At 43.9% G+C, this 23,166-nt stretch carries 19 protein-coding genes; 7 read left to right on the forward strand and 12 right to left on the reverse strand.

Annotation, left to right across the window (positions count from 1 at the left end; translation table 11 throughout):
• Nucleotides 1-46 precede the first annotated feature (46 nt).
• The gene (locus MHH60_RS15330; protein WP_076133852.1) at nt 47-1,963 is read left to right on the forward strand and encodes a right-handed parallel beta-helix repeat-containing protein; all 1,917 of its coding nucleotides are present in this window, start codon (nt 47-49) and stop codon (nt 1,961-1,963) included.
• Nucleotides 1,964-2,017: 54 nt separating this feature from the next.
• Here MHH60_RS15330 and MHH60_RS15335 read toward each other — a convergent pair whose 3' ends face one another.
• Nucleotides 2,018-2,437, reverse strand: a complete 420-nt coding sequence (locus tag MHH60_RS15335) for a hypothetical protein (RefSeq protein ID WP_076133853.1) — start codon at nt 2,435-2,437, stop codon at nt 2,018-2,020.
• A 264-nt stretch (nt 2,438-2,701) separates the two neighbouring features.
• Between MHH60_RS15335 and MHH60_RS15340 the strand changes: the two genes are divergently transcribed.
• Together MHH60_RS15340 and MHH60_RS15345 are read left to right on the forward strand one after the other, a co-directional pair.
• Complete coding sequence (locus MHH60_RS15340) at nt 2,702-3,532, forward strand: MerR family transcriptional regulator (protein ID WP_076133854.1); 831 nt, start codon at nt 2,702-2,704, stop codon at nt 3,530-3,532.
• A 13-nt stretch (nt 3,533-3,545) separates the two neighbouring features.
• A complete protein-coding gene (locus tag MHH60_RS15345) occupies nt 3,546-4,571 on the forward strand; it encodes a serine hydrolase domain-containing protein (protein ID WP_076133855.1) in 1,026 nt (341 codons plus the stop codon).
• 82 nt (nt 4,572-4,653) lie between these two features.
• Here MHH60_RS15345 and MHH60_RS15350 read toward each other — a convergent pair whose 3' ends face one another.
• Nucleotides 4,654-5,043 carry a hypothetical protein gene (locus tag MHH60_RS15350; protein WP_076133856.1) on the reverse strand — a complete coding sequence of 130 codons (390 nt, stop codon included), beginning with the start codon at nt 5,041-5,043 and terminating at the stop codon, nt 4,654-4,656.
• Between the two features lie 131 nt (nt 5,044-5,174).
• Nucleotides 5,175-6,920, reverse strand: coding sequence for a glycoside hydrolase family 35 protein (locus tag MHH60_RS15355; RefSeq protein WP_076133857.1), 1,746 nt, complete (start codon nt 6,918-6,920; stop codon nt 5,175-5,177).
• Between the two features lie 154 nt (nt 6,921-7,074).
• Between MHH60_RS15355 and MHH60_RS15360 the strand changes: the two genes are divergently transcribed.
• A complete protein-coding gene (locus MHH60_RS15360; RefSeq protein ID WP_076133858.1) occupies nt 7,075-8,529 on the forward strand; it encodes a sulfatase family protein in 1,455 nt (484 codons plus the stop codon).
• 72 nt (nt 8,530-8,601) lie between these two features.
• On the opposite strand, the gene MHH60_RS15365 is transcribed toward MHH60_RS15360, so the two are convergent.
• The 5 genes from MHH60_RS15365 to MHH60_RS15385 form a co-directional block, all read right to left on the reverse strand.
• Nucleotides 8,602-10,101: an arylsulfatase gene (locus tag MHH60_RS15365; protein WP_076133859.1), complete on the reverse strand. Its 1,500-nt coding sequence runs from the start codon at nt 10,099-10,101 to the stop codon at nt 8,602-8,604.
• 15 nt (nt 10,102-10,116) lie between these two features.
• Nucleotides 10,117-12,012: a family 20 glycosylhydrolase gene (locus tag MHH60_RS15370; protein WP_076133860.1), complete on the reverse strand. Its 1,896-nt coding sequence runs from the start codon at nt 12,010-12,012 to the stop codon at nt 10,117-10,119.
• 121 nt (nt 12,013-12,133) lie between these two features.
• A complete protein-coding gene (locus tag MHH60_RS15375) occupies nt 12,134-13,765 on the reverse strand; it encodes an extracellular solute-binding protein (protein WP_076133861.1) in 1,632 nt (543 codons plus the stop codon).
• A 57-nt stretch (nt 13,766-13,822) separates the two neighbouring features.
• Nucleotides 13,823-14,722: a carbohydrate ABC transporter permease gene (locus tag MHH60_RS15380; protein WP_076133862.1), complete on the reverse strand. Its 900-nt coding sequence runs from the start codon at nt 14,720-14,722 to the stop codon at nt 13,823-13,825.
• Nucleotides 14,723-14,746: 24 nt separating this feature from the next.
• Nucleotides 14,747-15,715, reverse strand: coding sequence for an ABC transporter permease (locus MHH60_RS15385; protein ID WP_076129727.1), 969 nt, complete (start codon nt 15,713-15,715; stop codon nt 14,747-14,749).
• Between the two features lie 20 nt (nt 15,716-15,735).
• Between MHH60_RS15385 and MHH60_RS15390 the strand changes: the two genes are divergently transcribed.
• The 3 genes from MHH60_RS15390 to MHH60_RS15400 are packed head-to-tail and all read left to right on the forward strand — an operon-like array spanning nt 15,736 to nt 19,170.
• Nucleotides 15,736-15,930, forward strand: a complete 195-nt coding sequence (locus MHH60_RS15390) for a hypothetical protein (protein WP_179088866.1) — start codon at nt 15,736-15,738, stop codon at nt 15,928-15,930.
• A 35-nt stretch (nt 15,931-15,965) separates the two neighbouring features.
• A complete protein-coding gene (locus tag MHH60_RS15395; protein ID WP_076133863.1) occupies nt 15,966-17,405 on the forward strand; it encodes a response regulator in 1,440 nt (479 codons plus the stop codon).
• Nucleotides 17,392-19,170, forward strand: a complete 1,779-nt coding sequence (locus MHH60_RS15400; protein ID WP_076133864.1) for a cache domain-containing sensor histidine kinase — start codon at nt 17,392-17,394, stop codon at nt 19,168-19,170. Before MHH60_RS15395 ends, MHH60_RS15400 begins: the two co-directional genes overlap by 14 nt.
• A gap of 81 nt (nt 19,171-19,251) precedes the next feature.
• On the opposite strand, the gene MHH60_RS15405 is transcribed toward MHH60_RS15400, so the two are convergent.
• The 4 genes from MHH60_RS15405 to MHH60_RS15420 form a co-directional block, all read right to left on the reverse strand.
• Entirely contained in the window at nt 19,252-20,640 is a 1,389-nt protein-coding gene (locus MHH60_RS15405; RefSeq protein ID WP_076133865.1) for a sulfatase, read from the reverse strand.
• A gap of 106 nt (nt 20,641-20,746) precedes the next feature.
• Nucleotides 20,747-21,580, reverse strand: coding sequence for a helix-turn-helix domain-containing protein (locus MHH60_RS15410; protein WP_076133866.1), 834 nt, complete (start codon nt 21,578-21,580; stop codon nt 20,747-20,749).
• A gap of 39 nt (nt 21,581-21,619) precedes the next feature.
• Nucleotides 21,620-22,597: a formylglycine-generating enzyme family protein gene (locus MHH60_RS15415; protein ID WP_081388870.1), complete on the reverse strand. Its 978-nt coding sequence runs from the start codon at nt 22,595-22,597 to the stop codon at nt 21,620-21,622.
• Nucleotides 22,598-22,632: 35 nt separating this feature from the next.
• Complete coding sequence (locus tag MHH60_RS15420; RefSeq protein ID WP_076133867.1) at nt 22,633-23,166, reverse strand: chromate transporter; 534 nt, start codon at nt 23,164-23,166, stop codon at nt 22,633-22,635.

Here is a 23,166-nt window from a genome sequence, read left to right on the forward strand (position 1 = left end):
ATCCTATAATATTGGATAAAGTCAACCAAGCGGAGGTTATAGGACAATGGAATATCACGTATCAAAAACCGGTTCAGATCAAGATCAAGGCACTCAACATGATCCCTTTTTAACCATCAATAAAGCGGCTTCAGTAGCTGTGGCTGGGGATAAGGTTATCGTTCATGAAGGGATATATCGCGAGTGGGTAAAACCGAGATACAAAGGATTAAGCGAACAAAGAAGAATTATTTATCAAGCCGCTGAAGACGAGCAGGTTGTCATAAAAGGCTCTGAGCATATACAAGATTGGCAGCAGGTTGAGAACCAAATATGGAAAGTGATCTTGCCGAACACGTTTTTTGGCAGCTTTAATCCGTATGTTGAGGAAGTGTCTGGCGATTGGCTCGTCACTATAGAGGAGACAAGACACTTAGGGGATGTATATCTAAATGGCATGTCTTTTTATGAGGTCAGTCAGTATGATCAACTGGCAGCTCCTGTCGAAAAGCTGATGTTAAAGGATCTCTGGACACAAGAGATGGTTCCGGTCCAAAATCCAAAACAGACGACCTATGTTTGGTTTGCCGAAGTAAGCCCTGACCACACCACGATTTACGCTAATTTCCAAGGTGCCAACCCGAACAAAGAACTGGTAGAAATCAATGTACGCAGATCTTGTTTCTACCCTGAAGAAACCGGGATTGATTATATTACTGTAAAAGGTTTTGAAATGGCACATGCGGCAACACCTTGGGCACCTCCAACCGCAGACCAGCCCGGACTGCTGGGCACTAACTGGAGTAAAGGCTGGATTATTGAAAATAATATCATTCACGATGCCAAATGCAGCGCTATCAGTATCGGCAAAGAAGCTTCCACAGGCCATAATTACCGTACCCTTCGAAAAGACAAACCCGGATATCAATACCAGCTTGAATCCGTCTTTACTGCTGAGCGTCAGGGCTGGAGCAAAGAATCGATCGGTTCACATCTTATCCGCCATAATACCATTTATGATTGCGGCCAAAATGCCATCGTCGGCCACTTAGGTTGTATTTTCAGCGAAATTCATCATAACCATATTTACAACATTGCGATAAAACGGGAATTCTGGGGCCACGAAATTGCCGGAATCAAGCTTCACGCACCGATCGATACTCACATCCACCATAACCGGATTCACGATTGTACTTTAGGTTTATGGCTGGATTGGCAGACCCAAGGGACAAGAATCAGCAAAAATCTGTTCTATCAAAATCACCGGGATTTGTTTATAGAAGTAAGCCATGGCCCTTACATTGTTGACCATAATATCTTGACAGCTAAACATGCTTTAGAGAATGTAGCCCAAGGTGGAGCCTATATCAACAATCTGATCGGCGGCAGGATGGTTCATCGAAAGGTACTAAACCGGTCCACGCAATATCATCTTCCGCATAGTACAAAAATTGCCGGTTTCTCACTTATTTATGGTGGGGACGATCGGTTCTATAACAATATCATTATTGGAAAAGACGGATGGACAGGCGTGGGAACATCACATTTCAATAACTACACCACCTCTTTGGCGGAGTATATCGAGAATGTCCATAAGTTACACGGTGATCTTGAGGAGTTTGAACTCGTTGAACAGCCTATGTTCATTAATAACAACGCTTACTTAAACAGTGCTGAGCCTTTCGAAAGAGAGAATGTAAAGCTGGTTGAGGAAAGCTTTGATCCAGACTTCTTTATTGTAGATCAAGGAGATGAGGGATTCCTTTCCATTGATCTGCCTGAAAGCTTCGTTAACTTCTTAGGTGAGGTACATTCCACTGAGACTTTGCCGCGGGTGCGCATCGTGGATGCCGAGTTTGAGAATCCGGATGGTAGCAATATAATTCTGGATACAGATTTTCTGGATAAAAAGAAAGAACATAAAAGCACTTTAGGACCTCTTACACTTTTGAATAAGGGCAAAAATTATATTAAAGTGTGGTGATCGGTAAAGCAGGTGGCAAGTCCACCTGCTTTTTCATTGCTATAATTGAGTCTGCTATTTAATAGCCTTAATCTTTTGAATAGATACTTCGTTTTGTTCTATTAGGATCTGATATTCAACAATCTCTCCTGCTTTAAATTCTTCCTTAAATTCTTTACTGACCGAGTAATTATCTTTCGGATTGAGTGTAACCTTAAATAAATGCTTTCCATTGTCTATGGGGAACTTCGCAACGCCACCTAACTTAATATTACTATCGATCAAAGAATTGATCTGAACGTCGTTTCCTTCATCAACAGTAACGACTACACTTTTTAAAAATAACGGACTATTATTCGTAATCAGCAAATTATATTCTTGATCATCAGTTACATCTACATCTGTATTATTGGATATATCGGCATTGTTTTTTTCGCAACCCGATAACAGGACTATTAACAACACGAATAAAGATACGTATTTGTTTCTAGACAAAATGTTCACCTCTCCATTCCTATAATCTTTTCTTGTGAAAATATTAACATGTTCTAGGCGTTTTATGGGAAATATTTGAAGGCTTTAGCTAAAATGATACACTCTAATAAATAAGGGTAGCCCCATTGGCCACGTAACCAAAGAATCGGTTCACTATTTCGCTGTTGACTTTGACCTTAGGGTAAGGTGTTAAGTAGAGCTAGAACCAAACATCGTTGTTTTGGCTTTGGAAGCTTAATTCAAACGAAAAAAGGAGATGACTTTTTGCTGTCGATTGGAGAATTCTCGAAGATATGCGAAGTTTCTACGAAGACGCTTCGATATTATGATGAGATCGGATTAATTCATCCCAATGAGATTAACCCTGAGAACGGTTATAGGTATTACTCCATCAAACAACTTAAAAAAATGCTTTTTATCAATCGTCTGAAAGGTTATTGTTTCTCGCTGGAAGAAATCAGAGACATTTTACAATGGGAACAGGATCATTCAGAAGAGAAGCTCTACTCAGCCCTTAATCTGAAGAAAAAAGAAATCCAGGAGAAAATAAGCGCTTATGAATACACCTTACAACAAATCAATAGTGATGTTTTAAATCTGGAGAAAGGTATTCCCATGATGTCCTACCTGAATGAGATAAAAGTAGAGCTTGTTGAAACTCAGCCTATGAATATTCTTTTTACACGTCAGATGTTGAGCAGTGATGACTATGCGCTAGGTTATGGACATTATTTTAGCGGGCTATATGAAAAAATCGCCACTGAAAAACTCACTTTGCTCGGTACGCCAATAACGATATATCACAGCCATGAATATAACCCAGCCGGAAATGATACAGAGTTTGCTCTCCCCATAAAAGAGGGTGTAAAAGGTACAAGAGATTTGCCTGCTGCTCTTTGTGCGAGATCTGTTCTTAAAGGCGCCTATTCGGAATTGACCTCGGTCTATGCTCAGCTGAGAGAATGGATAGAAAATGAAGGTTATGAAATGGTGAATTCGCCCTATGAAATATATGTAACGGACCCGATACAAGCCGCTGTGCCTGAGGATCTGGTTACCGAGGTCTATTTTCCAGTAAAGAAAAAAAATTCATAAAGGAGTTACTTTCATGCTCAAAAACAATTATCCAACTTCAGATTGGCAAATCTCAGCCCCCGCAAACTTGGGAATGGATGCTGATATGCTTTCAGAACTAGAATCAAGGATCAAATCCGAGTATAGCAATATCAACGGGATTGTTGTGGTAAGAAGTGGAGCTATCGCTTATGAAAAATATTATAATGGCGCTGGCCCGAATGACACACATCATGTGGCCTCTGTAACAAAAAGTATCATATCCGCACTCATAGGCATTGCCATAGAGGCTGGCTTTATTAACAATGCAGATCAAAAGGTACTGGAGTTTTTCCCGGACTACGTTCCAAATGCTGCTCAAGATCCGCAAAAACAAGAAATCACCTTACGCCATCTTCTGACGATGACCGCACCCTATGCTTTTGCAGATTGGCACGAACCGCTGGAGCAAATGTGTATGCAGCCTGACTGGGTAAAATATACGCTGGATATGCTAGGCCAACAAGGAACAATTGGGGATTTCAAATATTCTACCGCTGGAGCACATCTGCTTTCTGCTATCATCACGCGCAGCACTGGACAAAGTGCCCGTGAGTTCGCCAACGAACGGTTATTTAAACCTATCGGAATGAATGAGATCCCGGATTATGAGATGAGCTCATTTGGGTTCGATGATTTGTTTGGGGTAAATGTGAAGGGGTGGGTGGAAGACCCCAATCGTATCACCACAGGAGGATGGGGACTTACGTTGTCTCCACGCGATATGGCGCGTTTTGGTTTATTATATTTGAACCGTGGACAATGGGGGCATAATCAGATCATTTCGGAGACATGGATTGAGGAATCAACCGCGATGAACCCTAATCATTACGGTTACTTGTGGTGGCTACGCGAAGAAGACGGGGTTTACACCTACTCAGCGTTAGGTGATGGTGGTAATGTCATTTGCTGCATTCCAGAAAAGGATCTTGTCGTAACCATCGCCTCAGAATTCACACTTCAGCCTCGTGACCGCTGGCCTCTGATTAAGGATTGTATTATTCCGTCTGTAGTAGAGTAAAGAAGATAAAAAAACATGCTGGTTGCCCCTTCATTCACAACTAGGAGAGCAACCAGCTGTCTACACTCTAAATCATATTGCTTCAAGGAAAAATAATATCACCTTCGTTGCTGCTTACATCAAAAAATCCAACTTTATGTTTTATAGCCAACTCCCGCATCGCCGTATAAGCTTCCTCAGCTACAGAATAAGCGAAAGCTGCATAGATGACGGATGAGCCAAGCGAGTAGTCAGTTAACCGGTTATCCGTTCCGGCTTCCTCCATCGCCTCAAAAATCTCGTCCTCTACATTCATATTAGGAAATTGCTCAGACAACTCACTATAAAAGCGTTGCAACGCCTCCGATAAAACTGATGGATCATTATAGGCATGGTCTTCCGACCACTGCACTTGCTGTTCATACCACTCCATAAACGCTGCTCTCTCTTGCGGCGCTTTAGACGTTTCGAATGCCATCAAATCATAGCTCATTTAAAATCCTCCTCTACCCCACCCTAATTGTGCATTTTCAGTTCCTATAAATTGTTGGGCTGTTTTGATTATATATTAAAAATCAGCAGACCCATACTATAGAATCATGATACTTCCTCACCTGTTAAATATCATGTGAGCTCCGGTGTATCTACAAAAGTAACCACTGGTTCCATTACGCTATGTAGTTCAAATAAGATTAGCTCGTTTTCACCTTTACGCAGAAGCGGTGCTGGTAAGTAGAGTGTTTTAGTTGGACCCTGCTCCCAGTAGCGCCCTAAATTAAAGCCGTTTATAAAAACTTGACCTTTACTCCATCCGTCCAGCCGCAAAAAAGTATCCTCAGGCTTACTGACTTGAAAGCTCCCCCGGTAAAAAGTGGGCTGCTGACGTTGCTCGCAATCTATCGGTGTGAATGATAATCCCTTAAGATTGGTTAAAGGCAAAGAACGTATGGTCCAATCATGCAGGAATTGATAGCCGAGTCTAACGCCACAGGTTATGCCTTTGGGATCACGAAGCAGCGGGCCATAATTTACACGCCCCATATTCTCCACAAGGATGTCGATCTGCAGTCCCTCCGTTGGAACCTCTAATGAAATTCCTCGCGGATCCCAGCGTTCAACTGTACCGACAAAGGCTCCATTCGCGAATACAAGCGCACGATCACGTACTTCTTGAAGGACGAGCTCCGTACTGCTGCGGGGTCCACTGATCCTCGTCGAATATAAGATGAACCCATAATTCTGACCCAGTTTCTCCATTGGCTCGGGACATGCTCTATGTTCTGGGGTAGACAAAACGTCTAACTGAGTGAATAGTGGTGCCGCTTCTGTCATCAACACTTTACCATAAGCTTGTGACTTTATTAACGGCGGTAATTCCAGGGGCGGCAACGTTACGTATTTCTCAATTATTTTTCGTGCTGCATAGAATTTTGCAGTTGGCTTACCGGATTCGTCCAGCAACGTATCATAATCGTAGCTGGTTACGACGGGCTCATATTTGTCAAAAAGATTTGCCCCATTCATAAATCCAAAATTCGTCCCCCCATGGAACATATAGAAGTTAATAGAGGCTCCTAAAGCCAGCATTTCATCCAAAGTCTCCGCTACTTCAGATTCGGGGCGTGTATTATGCGGTTTCATCCAGTGGTCAAACCATCCATTCCAGAATTCCATACACATCAACGGTCCCGTAAGCTGATATTCACGTAGTTTAGCAAAGGCTTCCTTTGCCCGTGAACCGAAATTTACAGTGGCGAACACTCCGTCAATCATACCGCCTTGGAGCATATGATCTTCAGCTCCATCTGAAGTAAACAGCAGAACGTCCATGCCGCGGGCGATCATTCCTGCTTTTAGATCATTCAGGTAAGCCTTATCACTACCAAAGCTTCCATATTCATTCTCTACCTGAAGGGCAAGCACAGGCCCACCGTTAGTGCTTAACAAAGGCCGCAGACGTGGAAGCAACTCATCGAAATAGGCATCCAACTTAGATAAATAGACGTTATCATTACAACGCAGCTGTATGTTATTGTCCGCAAGTAACCAAGCTGGCAATCCACCGAATTCCCATTCCGCACAAATATAAGGACTTGGCCGCAATATCACGTGCAACCCAAGCTTTCCAGCAAGTCTAACGAAAGCCTCGATGTCAGCAAATCCAGCAAAATTGAAGCTCCCCTCCTCTGGTTCGTGTAAATTCCAAGGAATATAGGTTTCAACCGTATTCAATCCACAAGCCTTCAGCTTCAGCAAACGATCCTGCCAATATTCCGGAATGATCCGAAAATAATGAAGCGCACCAGAAAGCAGCCGGATGGGCTGTTCATCTAATATAAATTGATCCCCTGATATGGATAACTTCCGCATATAATTTCTCCTCCAACATTGAGATAGACTATTCAATTATAGGTAATAAAAATATCAACCCATATGGACGATTCTAATGAAATATATGGAGAATTCATTGGTTGCTAGAGGCTTTTGTGATGCTATACACTATATTCATAGGGGGTTGTTACGGATGTCCAAAAGAACTCATATTTGGTTAATTACCACAGATCAAATGCGTGCGGACGCACTAGGTATCGAAAACGCTTCCGTACGGACACCTGAGCTTGACCAGCTTGCTTCGGAAGGCACACTCTTCACTGGCGCTTACTGCGCTAGTCCCGTTTGCACGCCTTCACGTTCTTCCATTTTTACAGGCAGGTATCCGCATGTTCACGGTGCCTGGAACATCGGTACCACACTCAGAGAAGACGAACTTACCTTATGCGATCATTTAAAGAAAGCGGATTATAAAACCATCGGTATAGGAAAGATGCATTTCCGCCCTCAGATGAAAGGGGACTTTTCACAAGAATATGAAGAGCCTGCTTATCGTGACCGCGGAAGAGCTTCCGATGGAACGTACTACGGATTTGATGAACATCATATTACGGAAGACAATTGTATCGGAGAATATATGGAGTGGCTTAGAGAGCACAACCCTGAAGTGGCAGAACGTTTCAGCAAGGACCATTACAGAGCTTCTAATGCTCAAAACGATGTGTGGGAGAGCGAAATCCCTCCGGAGCTGCATCAGACTTATTGGATTGCTGAACGGAGTATCGATGCTATCCTCGCCCACAAAACCGAGCAACCGCTATTTTTATGGACCAGTTTCGTCGATCCACATCACCCCTTTGACCCTCCAAAAGCTTACGCGGATATGTACGCTGACACTGACATTCCATCTCCAGCCAGAGAAGCAGACGACTTGCATCTTCGTCCTCCACATCTGCTGAGTCAGAGTCAGGGAGGATATTGGCCTGGTGGCGGTGAGGAACATTCTCTTGATGAAGCGCATATGAAACGGCTCATCCGAAATTATTATGCGATGATTACCTTCATTGATGAACAAATCGGACGTATTATAAATGCTTGGCGTCAAAAAGAAATGTACGATGATGTAGTCATCCTCTTTACCAGCGATCATGGAGAACTGCTCGGTGATCATAGACTAATTTACAAGGGACCGTGGTTTTATGAAGGGTTAACACGAATCCCGATGATCGTACGTGGTCCTGGGATTGCTTCCGGGCAACGTGTCCCTGCTTTGATGGAACATGTTGATATTGTCCCCACACTGCTTGCAGCCGCAGGTCTCAAAACTCCCTACGGAACTCAAGGTATGTCACAGATGGAGGTGCTGGCTGGAAGAGAGTCCCATGTGCGCAATTCTGCCCTAACCGCTTATATTGCTCATGATCGCGGCATTAACGCTAAGTGTTTGCGTACAACACGCTATAAGCTGGTGATCTTCGGAGGTGAGACCTACGGTGAATTGTATGATTTGAGAGAGGATCCTCATGAAAACTCCAATCGTTTTGAAGATCCCAATTATAGTGATATTCGCCATTCAATGGTTGAATTGCTCGTCCATCGAATGATTCAAGATCAGGACCCTTTGCCAGAACGCCAGAGTAGCTGGTAAATTCACTAACCTTTCTTTATATCCTTAACAGACGTAGGGCAACCTGAAAGTTCAAGTTGCCCTACATTATGATTATTTTCCCAATTCGGATGCCTTTAGAATATGAGAAATTGGGCGTCCGGCAATCCATTCGCCGTTGTTTACAAACCCTTCCTCTCGTCCCTCCAGCTCGTGAATAAGACGTTCTCTCCATTCATTTATGCGCTCGAATTTATCAATACAGCCTATCGCATTAACCTTCTCTGAGGGGTCTGCCACTAAATCAAAATACTGTTCTTCCCCTGTCTGAGAATACCAAATAAACTTCTCTCTTCCATCCGTTAAGAAGTGGTGGGACTTTTCTCCATAAGCTTGTTCCCCATGAATATATGATCGCCACAATGTCTGATCTCCCCTGCACAGCGGCAACACACTTTGCCCTTCTACTGCAACTGGTATATGGACGCCAGCAGCTTCAAGAAATGTGGGCATAATATCGCGAAGCTCTACAATAGAATCAAGCCGGGAGCCGGCAAGAAGTCCAAGCGTTTCTCCCGGATCAAACACTATGAAAGGAATCTTAGCACTTCCTTCATAAGGAAGAGATTTGCGGAAGTAATGGTGATCTCCCATCATTTCACCATGATCAGAAGTAAATAGAATCAAAGTTTCATTTAAAACTCCATACTCCTGCAGCCCATTGATCAACCTTCCAATTTGGTCGTCAAGATGCGTAATTAGCGCGTAATACGCGGCACGGGCACGATCCAATCTGCGCTTTGGCAAATGAGTAAACGAAGAAGTTGGATCCTTAGCTCCGTTTAAGGCCGTACTCTCGTCCACCCAGTCTCCGACTGGAGGATCGGGAAATTCCAAGTCCTTATACATATCCAGATAACATTGTGGCGGATCCAAGGGGGAATGCGGGCGAACGAAGGAAGACCATAAGAAAAATGGTTTCCCAGGATCTCTTCTTCGCAAAAAGTCTAGCGACTCGGTTACGCACCAATTCGTTGGATGCATCGCTTCTGGCAAGTGCCAGGGGCGGGCAACCGTTGAGGCGTTGCAATCGAGGCCTAAGTCAGTGATATCCGAATTGGCATCAGTTTGTCTTCGCAGCCACTGCAAATAATCGTCCACTTGATCATAGTGTTCATCATGAAACGTTTTGCTCTTATCCCGATTGTAGTGAAGATATCCATCATGAAGCACCACATTATGGAATCCACATAGATTACGTGCAGGATACACATGCATCTTGCCAACACACTGCGTATGATAACCAGCTTGAGCAAGCTCTCCGGCAATCGTATGGGCGTAATTCCATTCAACCTTATCCTGATAACCAACCCGCCCATGTGATCTCTGCCCCATTCCTGTCATGATAGCAGCCCTGGCGGGAATACAACTGGGGGTAGCCGAATAAGCGTGCTCAAATAAGATCCCCCTTGATGCCAGAGCGTCCAGGTTGGGTGTTTCAACGACGGGATGTCCCATAATGCTTAGGCAATCAAAACGCATCTGATCTACGGTGATAAGCAGAAGGTTAGGCTGATTTGTGCCCTTTTGATTGTCCAGATTAGTATCAATCATAACCTCACCCCCTTCTTAAACCCCAGCGATCACGGATGGTGTTGCAATCGTGTGCCATAAATTCGCACTTATCGCCCTGGGGTCACCCTCGTCAACAAAACCGTCGAACGTCAGAAGCTCCTCTTCTAATTCAGCAATCTGGTCCACGTTCCCTTCGACATAACGATTGATTCGATGAATCGCCGTTCTGATTCTCTCAAGCATTCCTCCCATACGAAGATCAAAGACATCAAGACCAAATACCTTATTTTCCAGCTCCCATTGCACTCGATAGTCGTCCATGAATTGTCGGGCCAAATCAGATAATTGTGGCAAAGTCACCTTGGCAAAGTGAGCCAATTCCTCAACATTCCCTCGATGATAAGCGCCGCGTATAGAAATTCCGATTTCGCTCTTTATTTCGAGCAAGCGACACAAGCTGGCTTGTACAGAGAATAAGGATTGCCAAGGCGAATTGCGTGTGATCGCCTGTTCGAGCTTTTGTGCACTTTGCTGATAATGCTTCGAATATGCGCTAGGAATAACATGTCGATCAAACAAACCACACAAAATATCTTGATAAAGCAAGTATTTAGCCGGATTGATAGAACATCCCCCCGGTGCCGAATTACCCGGAACCAGGTTGGCCGCATCAAGTGCCATAAAGTCATCATAATTGCCTTGCACACAGCTCCAGAATCTTTCTTTGACATGGTTCTCCACGAAACATCCCGTGTAGCAGAGCTCCGCCCAAAGTTGAAGGGTAGGAAGAACCGAGAAAACGGAAGCTTCAGCGCCATTATCTCCCCATGCGGTAATCAACACTTCTTGAATTCCATGCTTAACACAGCTATCATGAGCCAGCAGACTGACATGGCGACTGAATTCATTGTTTGGAGTGAAGCCCATCCATTTCCAAGCACCACCTGCAAATCCAATATGATCATTCAGCTGCTTATGTTTACTTAACATCCCGTCGTATTTCTCCTGCGTTTCCGAATAATAATCCCAGTAGATCAAGGTAACATCTTCAGGAATCAGCTTTACAATATCAGGGCTAATTGGACTTTCAGCATCGTAGTATTCTCCGGAACTGGCCAGACGGAAAAACATGTCGCTCCACATCATCGTCTGGAAACCATATTTTCTGGCGATCTCCATAACAGCGCTAAAGTGTTTTAACATTAATGAGGATCGATCCTGATACCCATGCTTATCCAGGTATTTACCAAGTCCCATCATATGAGCTTCGTCCATCCCGATATTTATGCGGCGACTGCTTACATGAGCCGACATAAAAGCAAACATTCGATCAATTAACTCATAAGTTCTGGGATCATCAATAAGGAGAATATCCTGGAAATCCACAAGCGGTGCATGTGCCTGCCATTTCAATGCTTGGCCGAGATGGGCCAGGGTCTGAATACAAGGAACCAGTTCTATGCCATATAACGCGGCATACTGATCCAGCTCCCGAATTTGATCTCCAGTATATCGGCCTCGCAAATAGCCGAAATAAGGGTATCCCTCCAGTTCATAGGTGTCTTCCGTATACAACTGAACCGTTGAATATCCCATAAGCGCTAAACGCCGGATCAATTCCTTATATCCTTGATAGTTAAGAACAGCATTTCGCGAACAGTCTACCATGAAGCCTAACTGTTCATAAACCGGCCGTTCATTAATTTCAACTCGTTCTCCACGGCGTACGTTCTCAAGAAATCGGCTGAGTGCCCGGATCAACTGATGTTCCTGTCCATACGCAATGGTGACCTGAGCCTCATCGTAAGATATTCGAAAGCCCTTCCCTTGCTTAATACAATTCACTGGTATCCCTGAGCGTTCCATTCGTATACTCAATATTCCCGCTACTTCTGAAACTGCTGCTAACTGTTTCTCGGTTAATCCCGTCAAGTGAATGCTAAGTTTCATAAACTTTACCCTCCCAATCTTATAAGTATGCGGTCAGTAGCGCCGCACAGTCTAAACCATACTTCAAATAATTAAACGGAAGATCCGGGCTACTTCCGCCCGGATCTTCTCTATCCATCCATTATTCAATACCTTGTTCCTTGGCCTTCTCATTTACTTCCTCTATCATTTTATCAAGGCCTTTAGCCTTATAATCGTTCACAATGCTATTCCAGTAACTCTCAACGGGTTCTTTGGAAAGCATGATCTTAAGCAAATCATCATGGTCAAGCACAGTAAATTTATCCTTTGTTGGGGTGGACATATAAGTTAACCGAATGTCGTATTCTGGCACCTTTGTATTGTTCTGAATCCAGTCGATGTAATCGACAGCTTCTTTGCGGATTCCTTCGTTAGCAATCGTCGGGTTATCCATGTTATAGCTATCTGAAGTTTCATAAGCTACCAAATTCTTCAGAAATCTGCTAGCTGGATACTTCTCATTTAATGAACCCTTTTCAATGACAACCTTCTGCCCATTTTCGAGCTTATAATCTACACCTTCGATGCCATAAGTCAACAGATCCTTGCCTTCAGGAGACAACACATAATCATAGAGTGCCATGATGCGATCCATCTTTTTATCGTCAATCTTATTGCTGAAATAGCTTTCTGACCAGTACGTTTTAAAGATAGCATGTGAACGTTCACCATCAGGACCGATAAGCGGCTTGAGCGCCTTCACGCTCTCCGTCATATCCTTATCCGGATAAGCTGTTTTCCAGCGTTTTTCATACATATCGCTATTTAAATTTATGAAACCTCCACCGCTCAGGAGAGCAGCTGCTTTGCCTGCTACGAAATTGTCATAGGACTCTGCTGGTTTAACAAGCGCGATGTCTGGATCGATCAATCCTTTTTCGTACATATTCTTCATGTTTTGCAGCGCTGGCAGCGCATTTTTAGAGAATACAGCAGGGATAAATTTCCCATCCTCTTTGATCCATTTAAAATCACTGCCGCTTCCATCACTAGTAGCAACCGGGTTGCCATACAGCCAGAAGAATCCGCCCAGCATCTTGGTAGTTGTCGTCGTAAGACCAGTAACATGCTTGCCTTCCGGATCCGACTTTACGATTGCATCAAGCATGGCTTCAAACTCTTGCCATGTCTCTGGTTCTTTGGTGATCCCAGCCTTTTGAGCAAGATCCCAACGATAGAAAACCATACGGTCCAGTGCGCTCCAATCGACACTCGGGAACATCCGGCGAGGTACAGTATAATACTTTCCATCTACTCCTAGTCCTTTAATATCTGGCGATTCGAAGTATTTTGCAAGATTTGGATACTTTGAAAGATCCGGGAGCGCTTTAACAACGCCTTGATTCACCCATTTGCGCTGATATTGCGTACCGACGGCGTCGATCGCGAAAATGTCTGGCAATTGGCCGGAGGCGGCCCACATTTGAATCTTCTGGGTATAGTCATCCCAGGACAAATTGACAGGTTTTAGTGTGATATTGAATTTCTCCAATACTTGTTTAGCGATCGGGTCCTTTTCGATGTTAGCAATCTCGGCATCCGCATCCCAAAACCCAAGAGAAATAGTCATTGGATCCTTGTAAGGATTATCCGTGGAGTTAGTAGAATTCGGAGTTGTTTCACCGTTTGAACCAGCCTGCCCTTTGCCGTTATTGCCTCCACCGCAAGCCGTGAGTACTGAAGCCAACAAAGTTATACATAATGCCAATGTCATTATTTTCTTTCTATGCATGCTTGAAACCTCCCTTTATACTATTTTAGGATAGAATCAATCTATTTAAAATCTTTCTTATCCTTTTATTGAACCCACCATAATGCCTTTATTAAAATGCTTCTGCAGGAACGGATAAACAACAATAATCGGAATACTCGAAACTACAATCGCTGCCATTTGAAGTGCAGGTGTGTAGACCTTTCCCGTCTGCTCCTGCTCGGCCATCGTTTGTGCCATTTGGCTTATCAAGGAATTCGAAGTAATAAGTGTCTCCCGTAGATAAATCTGAAGGGGTGCTTTTGCAGCGTCACTGATAAAAATCAGCGCATACCACCATTCATTCCATCTTTCCACAGCATAGAACAAAGCAAAAGTCGCCATGAATGGAGCAGAGATTGGAATAATGATTTTGAAAAGAATGTACAGATCATTCGCCCCGTCCAGCTTAGCCGATTCTTCCAAGCTTTCTGGAATGGTGTTGAAATAGTTTTTCATAATGATTAGATAAAACGTATTGAGACCCGCGGGGATGATCATGACGAGTATATTGTTTACGAATCCTAGATCCTTAACGACTAAGTAAAAAGGAATTAAACCGCCATTGAAAAACATAGTGAACAAGATCAAGCTAAGCATTATGTTTCTGCCGGGCATACCCCGCTTGGATAATGCGTAAGCTCCCGCCACAGAGATTGTCATGCTGAACAACACGCCAACCACAGTTACGATGACAGAATTAAAGATGGAAGTCCAAAACTTCATATCCTGAAGCAAAAGCTTGTAAGCGGACAGGTCAAACGAAAGCGGAAAAATATAAAAGTCGCTTTTACTAATCGCTTCGAACTTTGCCACAGAGATAATAAGAACATTATAGAAGGGAAAAAATGTTACTATTGCTAGGAGCCCCAGCACCACGAATGCGACGATATCGAAAACACTCCACTTTTTTCTCTTTTTAACCGTTGTGTCGGTCACTTGCTTCTCCCCTTTTCCTGCAGATTAATACAGTCCTTCCTCGCCCATCTTCTTAGCGAACGTATTGGCCGCCCATAAAAGGATTAGGCTGATAATGGACTTGACGACACCCACGGCGGTCATATATCCAAAGTCTCCTCCAATCGTGAAGGAAGTCCGATAAATGTAAGTATCGATCGTGTCGGCAACCGAATATACCGGCGAACTATACAGGTTGAAAATTTGCTCGAAGCTCGAACCTTGGGTTAGTAGTTGTCCAACTTGAAGGATTAGCAGGACTGCGACTGTACTCTTCAAACCTGGCCATGCGATGTTTAGCAAACGGCGAAACCGGTTCGCTCCGTCCACTTCAGCCGCTTCAAACAGCTCAGGATTGATCCCTGCCAGAGCCGCCAGGTAAATGATTGAATCCCAACCGATCTCTCGCCACACATGCGTGATATACAGAACGGGTCTGAATGCACTTTCATCGACAAGAGGAGAATTCGGATCTCCACCAAACAGCATGATGATCTGGTTATAAATCCCGTCCTTGCTTAAAATATTGATAATAATCCCCGACAGTACAACCCACGATATAAAATGCGGGAACGTCAGGATCGTCTGAAAAAAACGCTTCATTTTTGTTCTGGAAAACTCATATAAAACAATCGCCAGGATAATGGGCATCGGGAAATGAGTGACCAGCTTCATCAAGCTGATAATGACCGTATTCCAAAACGCCTTGCGAAAATCGGGGTCGGTCAGCAGCGTTTGAAAATTCTCCAAGCCAACCCAAGGACTGCCCAGAATCCCCTCACTGTAATTAAATGTTTTGAACGCTAGCGTTACACCGTACATGGGAGCATAGCTGAAGAGGGCGTACCAGATTAACACCGGTAGAACCATAAGGTAAAAATACTTGTACTGTAAAATCGTTTTCCCTAAACTTTGCTTTGGAGCACGAGTTTTTAAGCTTCGTTTAGGCGTACGAGCGGTTACAGAATCAGCCAATCTTCTCCCCACCTTTCTGTATGAGATTATTTATACTTGTAAGCGATTTATATGGTAAATTATATCGGGAGTGTAAATTCTCTTGTATAGAGAATACAACTCCGATCATGTGGATTTTTCACACCTTGGCGGGTGACCTTCCCGTGGCACGTAATATCGGACATAGTGAGCGTAAAATCGTCCATACCCCCCTTGGTCCACAATCGCTAGGATAAATCTAAGAGCTCTATAAAGAGAGGGGGATTCACTTATGCGTTCAGTGATTATTGCAGATGATGAGAAGTGGATTGTAGAAGGAATTAAAGCAGGAGTGAATTGGAAGAAATACGGCTTTGAAGTGATCGACGATGCCGAAAACGGGCAAGAAGCCCTTCAATTAATTCAATCGCTTCGCCCCACCCTTGTTCTAACAGATATCAAGATGCCTGTTATGAATGGACTAGAGCTCATTCAACGTGGCAAGGCCATCGCGCCTGATACGATCTTTATCGTACTCAGCGGACATGCCGAGTTCGCTTATGCACAAAAAGCAATGAATTATGGTACTTTCGGATATTGTCTCAAACCCTTTGAAATCGAAGAAATTGAAGGAATGCTCAACCGAATAGCCCAGCAACACGATTCCAAGACAGTTAAAGAACAACCTATCCACGACTTCGAACTTTATGAAGCGGTTTGTTCCGGAGATCTTGAACGAATTAGCTTATGGTTGGATGAGAAGAAAATACCCTTGTCGAAAGATACCCCTCATATCCCCATTGTTATCCAAGGGTTAAGTTCACCTGTAAATGCCGGGCAGTTCTCTTCCCTGGTCTTCCCAATGAGCCGCCGTCGGTATGGTTACTTATTAGAAGAGTGCCAATACGAAGTCTTCCTCCAGGGCATTGAACAAACAGAAGTTGTACAAGAGTGCGGGGTCGGGATCGGGCCTCCTATTTCGGATATACACCAATTGGATGCGTCTTTAGAGTCCGCCTCTCAAGCTGCTTTCAATATGTTCACAACGGGGATGCCCGGATGTTACCGGGTAAATTCACAACAGGAGATACCGGTCGACGAGAAGCTCAAAGAGATTTCCCGGATTCTTCATAATAAAGACCGGCTCGGTTTCATAGCAGCCATGGAATCGATAAAGAAATTATTCAAAGAGGGAACGTTCACCATTAAAGAAGCTTATTTGCTCTATACATCGATCCTCTACTTATTTCCTCGGGAAGGGACTCGGGTTAGCGGCCGTTTTTTTGAAGGCTATGAACAGCTCTATTATCGGTACGGTACGGCTGAAGCTATGATCGATGATCTGATTCTTATGACACTTGATATTTTTATGAACAGAAACGAATCTGATATTTCACGAATCTCAAACCACAAAGTCAAAGAAATTATGTTATACATCCGCAACCATTTCAATCAAGAAATTTCGATCCAGCATTTAGCCAATCAGTTTTTTTTAAGCCCAAATTATTTATGCCAATTATTCAAAAAAGAGGTCGGCGAGACCATCATCGAACATATCAGTCGTTTACGAATTGAATACGCTTGTAAAATGCTGATCGAAACCAACCTTTCCATTTACCAAATCGGTGAGAAATGCGGTTTTCAGGATTATTTCTATTTCACACGAATTTTTAAGCGGCATCTCAAAATGACACCTACACAATATAGGGAACAAAACAATGAAAACATTTAAGAGACTATCCATCCGTACTCAGGTTTTGCTATTCGGGTTATTTATTGTTGCCATTATCCCAATCATCGTTTCACGAGTCTACCAACTATCAAGCGAGACTATCATTAATCAAAATACGCAATACAATACGGAGCTGGTCTCCCTCCTCAAGCAACGGATTTCTGACAACTATGCCAACGTTTCTTCTATGATGATGAATGTGGGTTACGATTCGACCGTTCAAAAGTTCCTAGTCGAGAAGGATAAGCTTCGAGTCTACGATCTATCCCAAAAAGTTGAAGGATTGTTGAGCATCGCCCGAAATATGAACACAGACATCTTAGATATTATTGTTATCGGTAGCTCAAACACACGTATTTCCTTAGCAGGAAGAACAAAATATGCTATCGATCTTATGAAAACAGCTGAGGAGGATGGAATCGTTCATTATCGCGGATACAGTCCTCCAGACAAAGTCATCGACAAGAGAAAACTGCTTTTCGGAATGAACATCTTCGCTTCAGGTGACACGTCCCTATATGGTGAAAAAATTGGCTATCTCGCAGTTATTGTAGATATGAAGGCCATTCAAACTGAAATTTCTGAGTATCCCCGATTGGTCGGAACCAGTTTTTTTATGATGGATGATAAAGGCATGATCTACTCTAATAGCAATGAGCCGGAGGATATGCTCCAGCAGTTTCAAACTCGGGCAATTGGAAGGGATGGAGAGTCCATCGTCAAGACAGTTCATGGACAGAAATATGCCATTCAGTCCTTTAGCTTACCGGAGATCTCTGGAAAAATCATAACCGCTGTTCCTGTCCATAATTTAATGAAAGAACTGGAGAAATTGAAGAAGGTCAGCTATGCTCTTCTAGCCTTAATCTTGCTGGTCGTCTCTATTCCTTATTCTGTGCTTATGATGAATCTCTTAAGGCCGTTGTCTAGACTTATGCGCTATATGAATCAATTAAAGGGCGGAAGTCTGGGGATATTGAACAACAAGGTCGATTTAAAGGGCTATGCTGAGATTGAAATCATCTCCCGACAGTTCAACGATATGACCACACGGATCCACGATTTGACAGACCAATTAATCGATGCTTCAACTCAACTTTATCTGACCGATCTGGAAAAGCAGCGGGCGGAATATTCGTATTTACAAAGTCAAATTAATCCGCATTTCTTAAGCAATACTTTAGATACAATCAAGGGCGTTGCTATCGTAAAAGGAAATCGGGATATCTTCGAGATGACTACCGCCTTAAGCACAATGCTCAAGTACAGCATCAAAGGCAAAGAGGAGGTAACTCTTGGGGAAGAGCTGAAAATCGCGGAATCTTGTGTGAGGATTTACCAAGGCCGTTTCCCCGACAAATTTACTTACAAGTTGTTGTGTCCACAGGAATGGTTACACATTCCCGTGCCTAAAATGATCCTTCAACCTATTGTTGAAAATGCGCTTGGTCATGGGCTTGAGGCACAAGGACAAGGAATTTTGCTGATCTCCGTAGAGAAAAACGAAGCAGGGCTGCTTGAAATCGTGGTAGAAGATAATGGTGTAGGCATCGATCCAACAAGACTGGAACAACTAACGGAGTTGCTGGCTGGTAAGAATATAGAATCAGGCGATCATATCGGTCTCCTAAACGTCAATAATCGTCTAAATCTTAAATATGGGGATCCTTGCGGTGTTCTGCTGTACAGTAAGGAGGGTAGAGGGACGAAGACCGTTTTGAGGCTTCCCGGATCTTTAATAGATCCACAAAAAGCGAGAACATAAATAGGGAGGTTGCCCATTCAGGGCAACCTCCCTTTCATATGTCTTTCATTCGCCGCATTTTCTAGGATATTATTAAGCATTCTATAAGGATGAGCTCAGATACTCTTTCGCATGGTAGGGTCCACCTTCCATAAGTACCGTCCATAATGGATCGATATCACAATCCATGGAGCTCATCATATTATCATGCCATTCATTCAACAAATAGACAGCCTTCATACAAACGTCTTTACGCACTTCGGCGAGATTATGTTGTTCATAAGGATCGTGCTTCAAATCAAACAGCATTTCTAGCGGGAATCCATGGTGTCCGTCATGATAGGTTCGTATATATAACCAATCCGCAAACCGGACGCTGCGTTGACACACATGCGCGCATTGTGAGATTACGAGATACTCACGCCCTCCCAAATCCCCCTCCAGAATGGCTCCTGCATAACTTTCACCATCCCAAGAAGCAGCCCCTTTCAAATTCAAAAGGCTTGCTAAGGTTGGTCCTAGATCAAGGTGATAATGTAGCGCCTCCTCCACGATTCCCTTCTTGCCCCCTGGCCAGCGAACAATCATCGGAATACGGCAAGTCGCCTCGTCTGCTGTGCCATGTTCGGAGTAAATTCCTAGTTCACCCAGACTCTCTCCATGATCCGCAGAGATCAAGATAGCCGTATCTTCCATCACGCCAAGTTCTCTTAGCTTAGAAAAAACTTTCCCGAGATGCTCGTCCAGATACTTAACTCCAGCATCATAGTTGTCAAAGATTACACGCAGGTCATCACGGTTCTCTATCTCCTGCTGATGCCTGAAATGCTGCTGATAGTGCGATTTCGCGAGCATATTCATATCTTCAATACTATGCTGCCCCTTCTTATTTCGGTGAAGCTCAAACACGTCTTCCGTGATCCAATCGGGTAAAGGCTCCTTCTTGAACGGATTACCGTAGCTCTCAGGTGTACGATAAGGCGTATGCGGATCCCAGAAATTCAGGTGCAGAAACCAATTTTCGGACTCCCCATTATCCTCAAGCCATTTAAGTGCCACTGGAAGCACCTGCTCTGCCGTCTCATGCCCTCTGCCACCAACATTAAACACTTCTTGGAACCCGGCGTTAAAGGTCCAAGCCGAGTGTCGTTCGGAGAAGGTGCTGATCGATGCGGTTTTCATCGCCGCTTGCCTTAATATAGCCGGAAGGCTCTCCATCCCCAGACGGTCATTGAATTCACGTTTAGCTCCTTCTCTACGCATATCAGCAGCGGTTCCGCCATGCCCTACAATCCCATTATGAATGCCAAATCGCCCCGACATTAAAGCAGAACGAGATGGCAGGCAAGGAGCATCTGAACAATAGTAGTTGGTAAAGGTGACACCTTCTTTAGCGATTGAATCGATATTCGGGGAGGTATTCCTATGATAGCCATAACATCCCAGATGGTCCGGGCGAAGCGAATCCAAATCCAAATACAAGATTCTCATGAGTTATTCCCTGCCTTTCCTATTCATCGAAATGGTTACGCTCGATTCGGGCAGCTTAGAATGATCTGCTCATGCTTATAAGAGTAAATGAATATGGAAAGCTCCGCTATGGAGTAGCGATGTTTGTTTTTGTAAATTCGATACTTTTCCGGTACTCTGCCGGCCCCTTGCCGTATTCGCCACGAAATACCCTGCTGAAGTGTGAAGCATCATAATAACCACATCTCTGGGAGATATGCTCAATTGTATAATCCGTATATTCCAGCATTTGTTTTGCTTGCTGCAGCCGCAATTTCCGCAGCATTTGCATGGGTGTCAGTTTATATATTTTCTGAAATGCCCGGCTAAAATAAACAGGATTCATATGATAGAGCTTGGAAAGCTCCTCTCTACTAATCTCCTGATCAAGCCTCTCCTCCATATATTGCAACGCTTCGTTAAAGCGGTCCGTGATAAAGGGATCTCGTGAAGAGCGGCGCCCGCCAAGCTTGGTACTCTCCATAATTTCATAAAGAAGAAAAAATGCCAATGAACCGACCTGAACATTCCTGAAATCATCTTCCTCCTGCAACCACAAGCTTCGCAACTCGTCAAACCTTCGCTCATATTCGCTTCGATCCCGGACCCGAATCACCTTGCCTAAAGGGAATAACTTAAAGAAGTCATCCCCGTCTTTAACTTTAGCGTTAATATTAAACAGATAATGTATACCATCCGTTTTGGAGATCACATTAAAAGGCTCGTTAGGACGGTGAATCATCACATCTCCGGCAGAAGCAACATATTCTCCTTCCGAAGATGTCGTCAATACCTCACCTTTTTGGATATAAGAGACGGTATAACAAGACTGGACATAATCGAACAGGATCCGCTTCTGATATTGAATCTTTAGGACGTCCAGCACGCTGATGTCAAACTGACTATGGATGATAGAGGACAAGGAAGTTCCTCCTTCTTATGTAGTAGTCGTAAAAGTGCTCTAACCTGTATAATCAGCCGCACATCGAAAGCCAATATTTCCGGCAGAGCTGTCTGGAGTATTTTTGCTTCTAGCCGCCACCCGATAACGGTTGCAGTAAGATTTATGGCATAAATACGATCCTCCGCGCATCGATCTTGCGACACCACTTACTGGACCTTTCGGATTCACGGATTCGGAAGATAAATGATAGTCCTTAGTAAACCAATCCGCGCACCATTCCCACACGTTCCCTGACATATTATAAAGACCATAGCCGTTAGGCTGATAGGACCTTACAGGTGCGGTACCTGCAAAACCATCGCTGGCATGATTTTTATCGGGAAACTTTCCCTGCCAAATATTGCAGCGATGCTCTCCGCCTGGTTTTAATTCGTCCCCCCAAGGATACCGTTTCTGAACCAGTCCTCCTCGTGCGGCATACTCCCACTCCGCTTCCGTAGGCAGACGTTTACCAGCCCAGCGACAATATGCATCCGCATCATGCCATGATAGGTGAATAGCCGGATGTTCAAGTCGTTCATCTACTTTGGAATCCGGACCTTCAGGATGACACCAATCCGCTCCCTCCACCACCCACCACCAGGGGGTTTGAGTGGCTACTTGGGTCACCTTTTTCCCTGTCTCCATGGAAACAAAAGAATGAAACACGTATGACCATCCAAAACGTTCCGCATCTGTAACATAGTTTGTTTCCTTGATAAAAGCAGCAAACTGCTTGTTCGTAACCGCCGTTGCATCCATCAAAAAGGAAGATAAGGTAACCTTCCTAGTCGGCCCTTCTCCATCTGCGGGGAACCCTTCCTTATCATCCGTCCCCATAAGAAAAGTGCCTCCAGGGATAAGGATCATATCCGAGAAACCTTTCCCCCCTGTTACTCCTTGAACCGTTGTGTTCTCCTTACAAACATCAATAGATTCTTGTTTCGCGACTTGATTTCGACTAGCTGAACAACATGCCCGTATATTCTCTGACATGATTTACCTCCAATCTGGGATCGTCCCGGCTCTGTCTAAAAAAAAGCTACCCCAAGAATGCCAGAGGCAACGATGATGGTGAGCGGATGCAGCTTATATTTCATTAAACCATAAAGTGCAGCGAATACAATGATCAACATGCCAAGGGTCTGCCAAGTAATATAAGTATGTTCCACGCTATTTAAGCCAAAACGAATCGCAGCATAGGCAATCAAGCCTGTAATCACTGGCCGCAAACCATAAAATAACGTTTTAATCCATTGACTATCCCTCACCCGATAAAAGAAGACAGAAATAACAATGATGATTAAAAACGAGGGCAGAACCATGCCTAATGTTGACACAATCGCTCCTTCCATTCCGGCTATACGATATCCGATTAAGGTTGCACTGTTCGTCGCAACAGGACCAGGTGACATCCCTGCGATGGAAACTACCTCTTGAAATTCCCCTTCGGATAACCAACCCCCAGCCATGGCTTCATGCTGAATCATCGGAATGATGGCGTACCCTCCTCCAAAAGACAGAAGACCTATTTTTATAAAAGTGAAAAATAAACTCCAAATCAC

It is taken from the genome of Paenibacillus sp. FSL H7-0716, from assembly GCF_038002705.1.
Lineage (GTDB): Bacteria > Bacillota > Bacilli > Paenibacillales > Paenibacillaceae > Paenibacillus_AQ > Paenibacillus_AQ odorifer.